Below are 13204 nucleotides of genomic sequence, written 5' to 3' on the forward strand. Positions count from 1 at the left end.
TCAATAGCTTGGGAATTGAAGAATATGGTTATCGATAAGACAAGCAACGATTTCATTTTATTTTTGAAGGCCAAAGGTATAGGTTCGGGTGATCCAGAGATCAGTAGCCTGACCGTCCTTTTTCGCAGGGACATACCGACCCTTCAGAGCTGCCTCTCGCGCCGCATTGGCACAAGCATCGCTTCCAGTACTGTTTTCGATGACGATCACCTGAATGACCCTCCCGTTGGCATCGATGTGGAGGCTCAACTTCACCGTTCCCTGTATCCCCTTCTTCTGTAATTCTTCTGGATATTCGGGAATTACCTCAAATAGCGGCCGGGGTTGGATGATTTGAACTGGCTCAGGGATCAATCCTGAGCCCGATATCGCAGACGCACTGCTGAAATTAAGCTCGGTATCATCGATCGTGATGTCATCAGGGAGGGCAATGTCATCACTGGGGATAGGTACGGCTGGTCGCGCTGGCGGCTTCGGTGCCCCCACTTGACGAGTAATTGGAATTTCTTCCACTGTGATAGCGCTGCCGATACATTTGATTTGTTCCGGGCGATTCACTGTGACCTTTGGGAATAACAAAAATAGCAAGATCATTACCAGCAAGGTCACCACTAGCGACATCTCGAGTCGGCGATAATAGTGGCTATGAAAGGCTTGTTGAATTTTATGTGCCAATTGTCATATTCCCTCGAATGGCTCGCAAAGACCCATTGAAATTTGGGCGAATACTCATCAATAAATCTCTTGTCGATAAATTTTAAGGCACTATTCGTTGCATTAACAATCCGATTTTAATCAATCAGTGTTTCCGATGCAAAGCGTTCACCCGAAACATTGCTGATAAGAAAGCTTTTTTCAGCATTAAATCTGGCGCTGAAATGGGCAGTTAGGGAATATTTGCTGGAGAAACTTTGAGGCTTCGCATCAAGCTGGATTCCCATTTAGTGACCTAAAGCAACTTTGTTCATCGACATCGCCCGGCAGGGCCAGAGGTTTTCATTTATACGCAACAGCTTGCCAGCTCAGATAATTTCAAAACTATCGCGTTTTACCCAACCAACTTTGCCATCGGGGAGCCGAATTCGCGCCCAGTTTTCGCGAGTGTCTTCGATCCGCACTTTAACCCCCTCGTGCAGAGCGAATAGCTCGGTCCCTTGCTCATCCGGGGAGCTCAGCACTTCTATTTTATCGGATAAGATAATCGCGTCGCGAACTGAATTTTGGTCATGGGTCCGAACGATTAGAATAATGGTAACCAATAAGAGCAATGCAACCAGCGGTATGAGGCCGACCGAGACAAGACGCTGGATAGCCCGCTTTCGAACCAAAATGTAGAGGATGATGAGCACCGCAACCAAAAGATACAACCCGATAACTATGAAAGTGAGGGTCTCAATGCCCCAAAGCATTTTGATCGTAGTGATCCAGCGGCTCAGGAAGAACTGTGGCGGAATTACGATTTTATCCACCACAGATAGATTCGCTATTTGTAGGTTGAACTGAATATCCTCATTTTTCGGATTGAGTCGGGCAGCCCTTTCGTAGTTCAATATGGCGCGGCCAATTTGTCGGCTCTTATAATAGGCATTGCCAAGATTGTAATATACTTGCCAACTCTCATAACCGCTGTTGATGATCTCAAGATAGCGGGCGATCGCCTCAGTATATTGCTCCTGTTGATAGAGCCGATTGGCTTGCTCGAATAAATATTGATTGTGATCGGCTCGAACCGGCCTAATCACCAAAGCTAAGAGCAATGCAACTAATGCCCAGCATAATTTGTTTTTCCATTTCAGAACCATATTCACACCAAAGCTAAACTTCATTCTCCGTCGCACCTTTTTCAGTGAGAGGAACATATCCTAAACAATTTTCTCCAGCTCTATGATCGCTTGTTTTGCCTGTTCAAAGAAGCGTTGCATCTCATCCAATCGCGAGTTGGCGGGCGCGAAGCGCTGGTAATCACAAATCTGCAAGCAGGTGAGATATTGTTTGATTACCGCCTCATTCACACCACGGGACCGCATTAAGTTTTCCACTTCATCGGTAATTATTCCAGCCGCGGAAATGTTAAACTTATCACCCAAAAACCCCATTAATGACCGGGAAACCTCTGCATAAAATTGCTTCTGAGTCTTTTCCGATAGCAGCTTTTTCGCATGATGAAGCCGCTTCATTGCCATTTGATTGGCTCTGATGCTTCGGGCATAGGCGACATTTTCAGCCAATTTATCTAAATGCCTACGATAACCAGCCGCTACTACAATTAATACTACTGGCAGCAGCAAGATCAGCACGAAATAAGCGGATTGATAGAACCAATGCCCTATTCTTTTGAACTCTGGAGATGCTAATTGAATAAATCGAATGTCCTTGCCCACCAGACGAATCTCTTCTTTTGAAAGACCTGTGGCGACAGTCATAAATTCGTCGCTGCCCTTCTCGACATCAATCAGCATCTCTGGGCTCCGTAAGGTGCGATATTGCCCAGTTCCGAGGTCAAAATAGGACAACGTCACTGGCTTGATTCTTTGCTGCCCAGGATAGCGGGGGATAATCACGTATTCATAATTTTTATAACCAGTGATCCCATTCTCGGTTCGATCGATTTTTTCAGAAACTTTTGGTTCGTATCGCTCGAAGTCAGGAGGCAATTCCAGCCGTGGGGCAGGGATCATTTTGATATTGCCCTTCCCAGAGATCTTAACATTAAGGGTAATGGCTTCATTTGTCTTCACCGCTTGCTTGTCTGCTGTAACAGTGAGATTAAAACTGCCCACCAATCCAGAAAAATCCGAAGGTTTTCCTTCTAACGGCAATGGCATGACCTCAATTGTCACTGGTTTTGACGTCACGATCTGCCGCACCGTGCGCCCGAAGAATGGATCATCGAAGAAGCTATCAAAAATCGATCGGCGACGTGTTTGAACCCGCACATCACATTCGATCGACATTGGGCTCACAGTTTTGGTCCCAGCATCGGTTGGAAATAAAGCCATTTTCCTGATCTCTGCCACAATGTACCTTTTTCCATCCAGGATCTCTTCATGGGTAGCTGGCTGATTGCTGCCAGGAAATTCTTCCACCCAGAATCCTGGCGTCTCGGGAAGCTTATTAATGCCAAATTGGGTTACCGAGACGCGGGTATAAATTTTATAGGTCAAAATCACTGGTTCATTCACGTAAACCCGACGTTTATTTGCAGTGACTCTGAGGAATAGGTTGTCCTCTATTGCTGCATCGAGCGATTGATCGGGTTGCGGCTGAGGTGTTCGCCTGGGCTGGGTTCCTGGCGTTTGACCGCTTGCAACCACTTCGATATTGATCGGCTGAGAGCGAAACTCGCGATCTCCGTATTTGATCACTGCTGCAGGGATCGTAAACTTACCGATCGCTGTGGCCATATAGGTGAATGAAAACGAACGCGAGACCGACATCCGGCCGTTGATGATCTGAATATTTTGTGATGTTCCAGAACTGCCGAGGTAACTGGCAAAGGCGCTCAAATCTGGCAATTGGGGATCTCCAGCCGCATTGGCCTTTTCGCCAGAGATCTCAATGGTTAGCGTGAACGGTTGATTCAAACCTATAACCGTCCGATCCACTGAGGCCGAAATCTCTATCTCAGCCCCGAGCCCGAGGGGCGCGTTCATTATCAAAAATATCCCCAGGATCAATATTGGAACGATCCGTTTGCCTTTCATTCTGTACCTCTATATCTGAATGTTTCAGATTCTCTTGTTTCAAATAGGATTTCTCATTAATACTTTTTATAATTGCCGAGCGCAAATCGCTTCCAGCTTACCAATCCTTCAAGACCCGCACTGATCCTGTCCTCACTTTGCTTCGCTCTTTCTGCAAATCCTTTTCATCTTTGTTCAACGCATCTAAAATGCGTTCCGCCTCCTCTTTGCTCATTTGCTGCTGATCGCGCTGCTCTCCTGATGGCTGTTGTTGCTGATCTTGCTGTTGTTCGGCTTGTTCCTGTTGCTCTTTCTGCTGCTCTTGTTCCTGTTGCTGATCCTGTTGTTGATCTTGTCCCGATTGCTGGTGCTGTTCCTGCTGTTGCTGCACACCGCTTTGCGGTTGCTTTTGTGCCTGATTTTTGAGCTGCGTCCGGACAAATTCCAGATTGTACTTCGCATCCTCGTCGTCGGGATTCAATCGCAGCGCCTGTGTATAAGCTAATATGCTTTCTGGCAATTTTCCAGCCCGATAGAGGGCATTGCCCATGTTATAATACGCCTTGGATTGTTTCAGCACATCATTCGATGACAGACTTTTCTCATAAGATTTTAATGCCTCTTCATAATTTCTCTTTTTATAGAGCGTGTTTCCAATATTGAAATGGATGATTGGATTTTCAGGATTGCTCACCAATGCATCCCGATACTTATTGTTGGCTTCATCATATTTTTGCTCGCTATAAAGCCGATTGCCCTCCAGCACCTGCCTTCGGCCTGGCTGGGCCATGATCGTCGGTGCAGTGAACACCAGGAACAAAAGCCCCATCCAAATTCGATTAAAAGCGACCACGCCATTCCTCCTTCACCTTGCGTCGCTCTGAGATGAATACCTCCGCAATCAGCAAGATGATGCTAAAAATCAAGACATATTGAAATCGATCTTCATATTGGGAGAACTTCAGCGATGCTAATTCTTTCTTTTCCATTTTGGAAATCTCTTCATAGATTTTCTTCAACTCGCTTTCCCCTCCACTCGCCCGATAGTATTTTCCGCCAGTTTGCAAGGCGATCTTTTCAAGCGTCACTTCATCCAGTTTGCTGGTCACGACTTGATTATCACGATCTTTTTTATAACCAATATTGCGACCGAATTGATCATAGATTGGGATGGGCACGCCCTGAACAGATCCGATGCCGACAGTGTAAATAACGACGCCCTCTTTTTCGGCAATCTCAGCCGCCTTCAACGGTTCTCCCTCATGATCTTCGCCATCAGTGATGAGGATCAGCACTTTATGTTTCCGTTCGCGTTCATCGAAGGTCTGCACCGCTTTTAAAATCGCTGCCCCAATAGCAGTTCCTGGCGTGGGCAGCAGATCACTGTCCATGATATCCAGAAACATCTTCGCCGCCCCATAGTCCAACGTCAAAGGACATTGAACAAAAGCATCGCCAGCAAAGGCAATGAGGCCAATCCGGTCGCCCTGCAACAAATCAATAATGTTGGACACCATATGCTTCGCCTTCTCAAGTCGATTCGGCTTGATGTCTTCCGCCTTCATGGAAAGCGATACGTCAATGGCGACCAAGATGTCAACCCCCTCCCGTTTCACCTCTTCCAGTTTGGTGCCGATTTGGGGCCGAGCCACGGCCAAAATCATAAAGACGACCGACAAAATAATTAATGCCACCTTCCCCAACTGCCGCTGTCGGCTAATCGATTGCGTCAGCTTCTTAATTAATTCCAAATTGCCAAAGCGAGCTAACGCTTGCTTTTTCCATCGGAATGCCATGACATAAAAAACGATCAACAGGGGGATCAACCAGAATAATTGTAAAAAAATTTGATGTGCAAACCGCAACATAGTTATTCATCCATTGTATCTCGTCTTATCCATTTGCTGGAGTGTTAGCAAGAGACTGCCCAATGGGTATTTTCGATCATCAGGGGATCTTTCGGAAACGGGTGTTGGCTAAAACAATTTCCACAACCAGAACCCCCAGTGCCAGCAGCACCAAATTGACGAACAGCTCATGATACCGCGTGAATTGTTTTACCTCGATTTTGGTTTTTTCCATCTCTCCGATCTCGCGATAGATATTCTGGAGGCTGGTCTTATCAGTAGCGCGGAAATATCGCCCACCCGTAATATTCGCGATCTTTGTGAGGACTTCTTCATCGATATCGACCTTCATAGGAACATATCGTTTTCCCAAAAACGGGTCATCGATCGGATAGAGCGCCTCTCCCTTGCCACCAGCGCCGATGGTGTAGATCCGTATATTCAGTGCCTTCGCAAGACGGGCAGCAGTGACTGGGTCCAACTCACCGCGGTTATTGCGACCATCGGTGAGCAAAATGACCACCTTGCTTTTCGCTTTACTGGTGCGAAGACGATTGACACAATTGGCAATGGCCATTCCAATAGCCGTCCCATCCTCGATCATCCCGATTTTGATCTCCTTCAAGAAGCTTAATAGAATCCCATAATCGAGCGTCAATGGGCATTGAGTGAAGCTTTTTCCCGAAAAAACGACCATCCCAATTCGATCGTTGGTTCTCCCTCTGATGAATTCTTCAGCGACCTCCTTGGCCACATCGAGGCGATTCTGATGGCGCGCCAGATCTTCCGCAAGCATACTGCTAGAAACGTCCATGGCAAGGATAATATCAATCCCTTCGGTGATGATTTGCTCTTCTTTGCTGCTGGACTGTGGCCGGGCAAAGCCGACGATCAGCAAAGTGATTACCACCAGCCGCAGCAAAAACAGCGCATGCCGATATTTTTGGGATGGTGTTTTGCCAATATTTTTGATAATCCCCACATTGGAGAAGCGCAACGTGCCGCTCGCTTTCCGGTATTTTTTCAAGTACCAGAAAATCATAATCGGGATAATCACCAATAAGGCTAAAAATTCTGGATTGGCAAATCGAAACATTGCTTACTTCACCTCCTCAGCAATCGCATCTGCCTTATGGCTCATTTCATCAGCCTTGGCAGCTTCGGTTGATTGAGCCACCATATCACCCACCGCCACTGTTTCTTCTTCAATGACGATTTTGGTGCGATTGACAATCTCAAATGCCTGTGCGATCGCCCTTTGGTTTTCCGCTTCGGTGGGAATGTATTTGGCAAATTTCACCAGGTCGCAAGCTAGTAGAAAATCCTCTACCAATTGAACCACTTCCGATTCGATCTCCGCCTCGATCATGGCATCGATCAACTGCGTGGTAGTCATTTCAATCGCTGGAATGAAATACCGGCCTTCAATATAACGTCGAATGATCTCGGAGATCCGAATATAGAATTGTTTTATCTCTCCAGTTTGCAAGAGTGATGCTTGCAACAGCTGCTCTAATGCTTCAAGTGCCACTTCATGAGGCGGTCGCGGTGGCTTTTCTGCGCGAGGAATTAGCCCCTTCCCCTGCCGAATCCGTTGAATCACAATATAGCTGAGAATGCCAATAGCAAGGACAATCATCGCAGCGATGGCGTAGCGGATGTACTGCTTCCAATCCCTTTCAATGACCAGAGGCGGCTTGATGTCTCGAATATCACCAGCCTCGCTAGGTTTGAGACTCTCTACTACGATCTTGATCTGTTCTGTGGCAAGCTCCTGCCACGTGGTATCACCAGGTAGCTGATAGCGAATTGAGACCGGTGGAATTTCATACTCCCCAATATCGAAAGTCGAGATGATGTATTCGCGACGCTGAACAATTTCGCCTCCCCGCTTCTCTGGTGTCAGATCATTATAATCGCGAATTTCGAACTGCCCCAAATTTGCTCCTAACTCTGGCAATGCTATTGTCACATCGCTATCATGGCTGATGATGATCGAATATCGGATCAGATCTCCAATTTTTATTTTGTTTTTATCAACTCGGGCTTCAATGGTAACTCTCCCGCCAGCGATCAGTAATCCAGCGGCAAAGGCCGCGCACGACCAAATCAACCCGAACAGCAATGACTTTCTCAAATCCATCTTAGAACCCATTTCAAGCCACCTTTCAATCATCGCCCGCAACATTCAACAAGCAGCATTTCAACTTGAACGAAGGCTTCTTGTGTGTGGTTGCTTAAATTCGTGCTCCGAGCTCACATTACCCTTTAATTTAAAACATCATCGAAAACTTGAACTCCCTCGGCACGCATCAATCGTTCTACCATCCGCCGATATACATCTTGTTGACGTTCGATCAACAGATCTTGCGCCACCTGTTGCTGCACTTCTTCAAACGGCTTTTCTCGAATTACGTTTCCTTCTTTATCCTTCTCCACATATTTCTCTTTATTGGCGCGATAATAGAGCTCAACATCGGCAGGTTCGATTTTAATCTCTTTTCGGATTTGATCCTGCAGATATTTCTGAACCATGATGCTTTTTTTCGCCTGAAACGCGGCCTCAATGACCTCTGGTTCCTTATCCAGGCCCATGTTTTGAGCTGACCTATATAATAGTTCAGTTAGAATATATTGATTGAGAAACTCCAGCTTTTTCTCTTTGGTATTGTATTGGGCGCGGATTGACGGGGGCAACTGGTTGAGCTCAAAATCAATATCTCCCTGGGTGATCTCTCTCGATCCAATGCGCGCCACAACCGCTCCAGGCCGCTTGGTCGGAACGGCCTGAGCGTCCAGACTGGTCGTCTCTTTTAACGTCTGAGCAGCGTCTTCGCTGCGCTCCAACCGCTCCAAGCAGGCAATGATTTTCTGGTCCACTTGACGCCGCAAATCATCTCTTGGGTTGAAATATTTGACACGAATATAATATGCCAGCGCATTCTCATAATCTTTCAAGCGCTCGAAATAGATATCGCCAATGGTATAGCTGATATTGGCTTGCTCGGTCTCATCCAATTTATAATTGTTCAAATATCGCGCGTATTCAGCGGCAGATTGTTTGAACAACTGCCGATTGTAAAGCTCATTGGCATAATTTCGTGCCTGGTCCTTGCTCATATTCGGCTCTAACGAACGGGAGCAGTGGCTTAGCAAGATCAGGCTTAGCATCGTAATTAGGACCAGCCTATTTCTCATTCTCGATTTCCCTCCGGCTATTAATGAAGTGAACTGTTAAAATCATGCTGTCCAATTGGCAGCAATCCTTAGGTGTTTTTCATTTTTTCTTTTTCAATATCACATGCAATGCCAAGTTGAAGCTCTACTTTGAAGCAAACAAAATAACCTCCTTCATGCTAATGAAATCGTTTTGCACGCGCTCGGAAAAACTTGATCAGCGGCTCAATATATGGTTGATCGGTTTGAATATCGATATGATCGACCTTGATTGATTTGAATAATTTATTCCGCTGCCAAATATCCTGAGCGGTTTGTTTAGCATAGAGGTTTCGCACGCCAGGATATGAAGTATCGACCACGACGATCTCACCAGTCTCAGCATCTTCTAATTCAATAAAGCCGACATCAGGTAGGGATAATTCGCGCGGATCAGTGATGGTAATAGCGACCATATCATGGCGACGATTAGCGATCTGCAACGCCTTTTCATACCCCGTGTTTAGAAAATCAGAAACCAAAAATACAACGCTGCGCCGACGGGTAACGCGGTTCAAATACTCTAAGGCATTCGCGATATCAGTCTGCGTTCCTTGAGGCTTATGATATAGCAGCTCACGCAACACACGAAGGACATGAGATTTCCCTTTTTTAGGAGGGATGAACTTTTCGATTTTATCGGTAAAAATGATCAATCCAACTTTATCGTTATTTTTGATCGCTGAAAAAGCCAATAGCGCACAGATTTCGATCGCAATCTCCCCTTTCATGCGCTCGTGGGTGCCAAAATTGCCAGATGAACTGACATCCACCAAGAGCATAACTGTTAACTCGCGCTCTTCCTCAAAAATTTTGACAAATGGGTGCCCCATCCGCGCCGTGACATTCCAGTCAATGGTACGAATATCATCGCCGATTTGGTATTCTCGGACCTCAGAGAACTCCATACCTCGTCCCTTGAAAACCGAGTGATATTCCCCAGAGAATACATCGTTCACCATCCCGCGCGTGGTGATCTCGATCCGTTTCACCTTTTTTAAAATTTCTTTTGGAACCATATTGCTTCTCAATCATTGGTCATCACTTGGATCAAAAAACCAGAATTTGGATTGCGGAGCACTTATCTCGAGCGCCTTTCAAGACCGCACCTTGATTCGCAGCGCTGCCAAGCAAAAGGAGCTCGATCGGCAGCTCTGCGAATTCAGTTTGGAGATGAATGCTCAATCATGGCACTTCGATCTTGTTAATGATCTTTCTCACGACGTCTTCAGCAGTGACCTCTTCAGCTTCGGCTTCGTAGGTCACAATGATGCGATGCCGGAGCACATCCATGGCGATCGAGCGGACATCTTCAGGGGTCACATAGCCGCGATGCCGCAAAAAAGCATGAGCCTTTGAGGCCATGGATAGATAGATCGACGCTCGAGGCGAAGCCCCATACTGGATCAAATCGGTCAGATCGTCCAATCCGTATTCCTTTGGGTTCCTCGTGGCAAATACAATATCTATGATATATCGCTCAATTTTTTCATCGATATAAATATCATGAACCACCTCTCGCGCTCGAATAATCTCCTGCGGAGATACGACTGGATTCGCTCGAGGAAGACGTCGCTGGGTCATACGACGCATAATTTCCAGTTCCTCTTCTTTGCTGGGATAGCCGATGGCGACCTTTAACATAAAACGATCGATCTGCGCTTCTGGCAGCGGATAAGTCCCCTCCTGTTCGATCGGGTTCTGGGTGGCTAAAACCAGAAATGGATCATCCAACGGGTAAGTGGTCTCGCCAATCGTGACTTGCCGCTCTTGCATGGCCTCCAATAGTGCCGATTGCACTTTGGCGGGCGACCGGTTAATTTCATCGGCAAGGATCAAATTGGCGAAAATGGGGCCCTTTTTTGTGGTAAATTTGCCATTGCTCTGATCATAAATCAGCGTCCCAATCAAATCGGCAGGCAAAAGGTCAGGTGTAAACTGAATCCGCTGAAATTTGGTTTGGATGGTATTGGACAGCGTCTTGACCGCAAGTGTTTTGGCCAAGCCAGGAACTCCCTCCAAATGGATATGGCCGTTGCACAACAACCCGATCAATAGCCGCTCGATCATATATTTTTGTCCTACAATCACCCGACTGACCTCAGTCATGATTTTATCGACAAATTCACTCTCTTTTTTGATCCGTTCATTCAACGCTTGAATATCGACGTTCATCGTACCTCCTCGTATGATTAGCCAATTTGAGTTTCTATATTTTCAGTCAAGAAACCGTCATTTTTGTCAAATTCTGTTGCATCATCTTTCGGAGAAAAGCTGAAATTGAGCACCTTTCGGGCTGACAAAGTCACATCAAGCAATTTATTCATGCGCTTTGGCCAATGGCTTCTGATCTCGAGCTAACCCTAAATTGCGCTCCAAAATCGCTTCCAACAAAGTATAGGTTCTATCCAATGCGCTGCGCTCCGTCACGTTCCCTGCAAACTTGGCAAGATCGCTCACCGTGAGTATCTCTTGAATATTATTGACCAGCGTTGCATCAAGGCTCATTCGATTGAGTTCAGCAATGATATTTTCGGTGGTCGACTCTAAAGCGGGCAATTGGTATTTTTGCGATAAATATCTTCGGGCAATTTTCGACAAAGACCAAAAAGCATCATTCAATTTAAGCTCTGGTGAGCTCAAATTGACCGATTCGCGGAGCTCTTGAAGAAATTGTTCCTCCAAAGGAATAATTTTCGCAGCTTCAGCAGCTTTTCTGGCCTGCTGTTGTTTTTTCTTTTGCCAAACAATCAAACCAATGGCTATTAGGACGACGACGAGCGCTATTAATAGCCATCTGACCCAAGAGCCACGAGAACCTGGCTCAGGAATCGGATCGATAATCTTAGCGTTCAGCCTCGGAGCAACCAATAGCTCTGCCTCACCTGTTTCACTGTCTACATAACTAACGACCAGATTTTCGATGTACCCCATGCCCAAAGATTTTGGTTGTAAGACAAACTCAAAAGTACGGGCAGCCTTCACCTGACCATTCTCAGTCCAGCGCCGATCCCCAGCAGCAGTTTTGACGATCTCAAAATTCGACACAGAGGGATTCTGAATTTCGCTGATCTGATACCGCTTCACATCCCCAGCCCACTCCACAGTCACCAAACACACTACCTGACGATTGAGCGGGACTTCCTTTTTATCCAACTCTGCCGAAATTCTGATTGAAGGAGCGGGGACAACGGAGCTGGTATTTTGTGCCCTTCCATCCCAGGATAAACCGATCAGCAGCAATCCAATTACGAATACAGCGAATCGAAGACGATGACTAAGCATATTCCCCTCAATGTTTTTTTCTAATAGACTTCTGGTGCGGCGAAAAAGTTTTGGATTCATTGGTCGCCTAACAAGTCCTGATGAGTTTGGACGATTAAATCGCAATTGAAGTCCCAGAAATGATTAGAGCAAAAAATCGGACAGAAAAGTGCTCAAACAATCATTGATAAGCTTAACAGTGAAGCACCGCTTTACACTCGCATTTTTGGTTTGAAACGATGAAAAGGAGTACTTCGTTTTTTATGATTCACTTCAAGCCCGATGGCTTTCACTGCTGTCATCTTACAAAGAAAAAGCCGATAATTAATTAAATTAGTCGCCCCTATTAATTAACAAATCGGCTTTTTAAGAAGTCTAAGATGTTACAATGTGAAATCTGCTCAAGGAGTTTGCCATTCAGAGATGAATTGCCTATCGCGTCGTCGTTGGATTTGCGATATTCGAATCTGCGGTTGCTTCACGATCGCCCTTTAAAAAGTCTAGCTCGTTAATGTCTTTTCCGAGATACTCTAATTCCCATTTTACCGAGCTGACCAATTCATGCTGGGGGTACTGCTCTAAGAATTTTTGGTAATACTTTCTGGCTTCTGCGGTGTCGCTGATGCTGTTCGCGTAGTGATAACCAATCATGAATAAGGATTGTGCGGCAAATTTACTATTGGGGTACTTCTTTAGCAGTTGTTTGTGAGCTTCGACAGCATGCTCGAAATCCATCAGGTTGTTTGAATACATCTGTCCGACTTTAAACAACAATGAATCGGCAAAATTTGCCTTCGGAAAGTCCTTAATGAGCTGTTCATAGATCTCGATAGCTTCTTTAAATTTCTCCTGTCGTTCCAGTTGAAATGCCTCCGCATAAAGCTGTTCTTTAGTCTTTTTAGGACCACAATTGACGAACAGAAACATACCAACTGCTAAGATGAGGATCACAAAAACAATGCGATTCATTATCCATCTCTCCCGTTTAATGATTAACCATTCAATTTGCCATCAAAGTCAGCCATGTGAGCCATGTAACTCCAGAACAGTGGATTTAAAAAGCTTGAAAATTCAGCTCACTTAAATTTTAATTTTAATAGTGATAGCTTATGTGCTTAAAGCGGTTATCACTCCCCTTCAACTTTTCTGCTCATAAAAAGTTCCGGGTGAGACAAAAATAAAAAAACCTGGCAT

12 protein-coding genes are annotated in these 13204 nt (G+C 45.6%); all 12 read right to left on the reverse strand.

Annotated elements, in window-relative coordinates; all coding sequences use genetic code 11:
* Positions 1 to 57: 57 nt before the first annotated feature.
* The 12 genes from ONB37_03885 to ONB37_03940 all read right to left on the reverse strand — a co-directional run bounded on the left by ONB37_03885 (position 58) and on the right by ONB37_03940 (position 12979).
* Positions 58 to 675 carry a TonB family protein gene (locus ONB37_03885; GenBank protein ID MDZ7399289.1) on the reverse strand — a complete coding sequence of 206 codons (618 nt, stop codon included), beginning with the start codon at positions 673 to 675 and terminating at the stop codon, positions 58 to 60.
* Between the two features lie 347 nt (positions 676 to 1022).
* On the reverse strand, positions 1023 to 1826 hold the full coding sequence (locus ONB37_03890) for a tetratricopeptide repeat protein (GenBank protein MDZ7399290.1): 804 nt from the start codon (positions 1824 to 1826) through the stop codon (positions 1023 to 1025).
* Between the two features lie 36 nt (positions 1827 to 1862).
* Entirely contained in the window at positions 1863 to 3704 is a 1842-nt protein-coding gene (locus ONB37_03895) for a BatD family protein (GenBank protein ID MDZ7399291.1), read from the reverse strand.
* A 97-nt stretch (positions 3705 to 3801) separates the two neighbouring features.
* Positions 3802 to 4536: a tetratricopeptide repeat protein gene (locus ONB37_03900; GenBank protein MDZ7399292.1), complete on the reverse strand. Its 735-nt coding sequence runs from the start codon at positions 4534 to 4536 to the stop codon at positions 3802 to 3804.
* On the reverse strand, positions 4523 to 5551 hold the full coding sequence (locus ONB37_03905) for a VWA domain-containing protein (GenBank protein MDZ7399293.1): 1029 nt from the start codon (positions 5549 to 5551) through the stop codon (positions 4523 to 4525). The genes ONB37_03900 and ONB37_03905 overlap by 14 nt, the downstream gene beginning before the upstream one ends.
* Before the next feature lie 79 nt (positions 5552 to 5630).
* Complete coding sequence (locus ONB37_03910) at positions 5631 to 6626, reverse strand: VWA domain-containing protein (GenBank protein MDZ7399294.1); 996 nt, start codon at positions 6624 to 6626, stop codon at positions 5631 to 5633.
* 3 nt (positions 6627 to 6629) lie between these two features.
* Complete coding sequence (locus ONB37_03915; protein ID MDZ7399295.1) at positions 6630 to 7685, reverse strand: BatD family protein; 1056 nt, start codon at positions 7683 to 7685, stop codon at positions 6630 to 6632.
* A 113-nt stretch (positions 7686 to 7798) separates the two neighbouring features.
* Positions 7799 to 8728: a hypothetical protein gene (locus ONB37_03920; GenBank protein MDZ7399296.1), complete on the reverse strand. Its 930-nt coding sequence runs from the start codon at positions 8726 to 8728 to the stop codon at positions 7799 to 7801.
* Positions 8729 to 8886: 158 nt separating this feature from the next.
* The gene (locus ONB37_03925; GenBank protein ID MDZ7399297.1) at positions 8887 to 9765 is read right to left on the reverse strand and encodes a DUF58 domain-containing protein; all 879 of its coding nucleotides are present in this window, start codon (positions 9763 to 9765) and stop codon (positions 8887 to 8889) included.
* 166 nt (positions 9766 to 9931) lie between these two features.
* Complete coding sequence (locus ONB37_03930; GenBank protein MDZ7399298.1) at positions 9932 to 10921, reverse strand: AAA family ATPase; 990 nt, start codon at positions 10919 to 10921, stop codon at positions 9932 to 9934.
* A gap of 144 nt (positions 10922 to 11065) precedes the next feature.
* Positions 11066 to 12031: a BatD family protein gene (locus ONB37_03935; GenBank protein MDZ7399299.1), complete on the reverse strand. Its 966-nt coding sequence runs from the start codon at positions 12029 to 12031 to the stop codon at positions 11066 to 11068.
* A 411-nt stretch (positions 12032 to 12442) separates the two neighbouring features.
* Complete coding sequence (locus tag ONB37_03940; protein MDZ7399300.1) at positions 12443 to 12979, reverse strand: tetratricopeptide repeat protein; 537 nt, start codon at positions 12977 to 12979, stop codon at positions 12443 to 12445.
* Between the last annotated feature and the right edge of the window lie 225 nt (positions 12980 to 13204).

Source organism: candidate division KSB1 bacterium, assembly GCA_034506395.1.
In the GTDB taxonomy this organism is placed as follows: domain Bacteria; phylum Zhuqueibacterota; class Zhuqueibacteria; order Thermofontimicrobiales; family Thermofontimicrobiaceae; genus Thermofontimicrobium.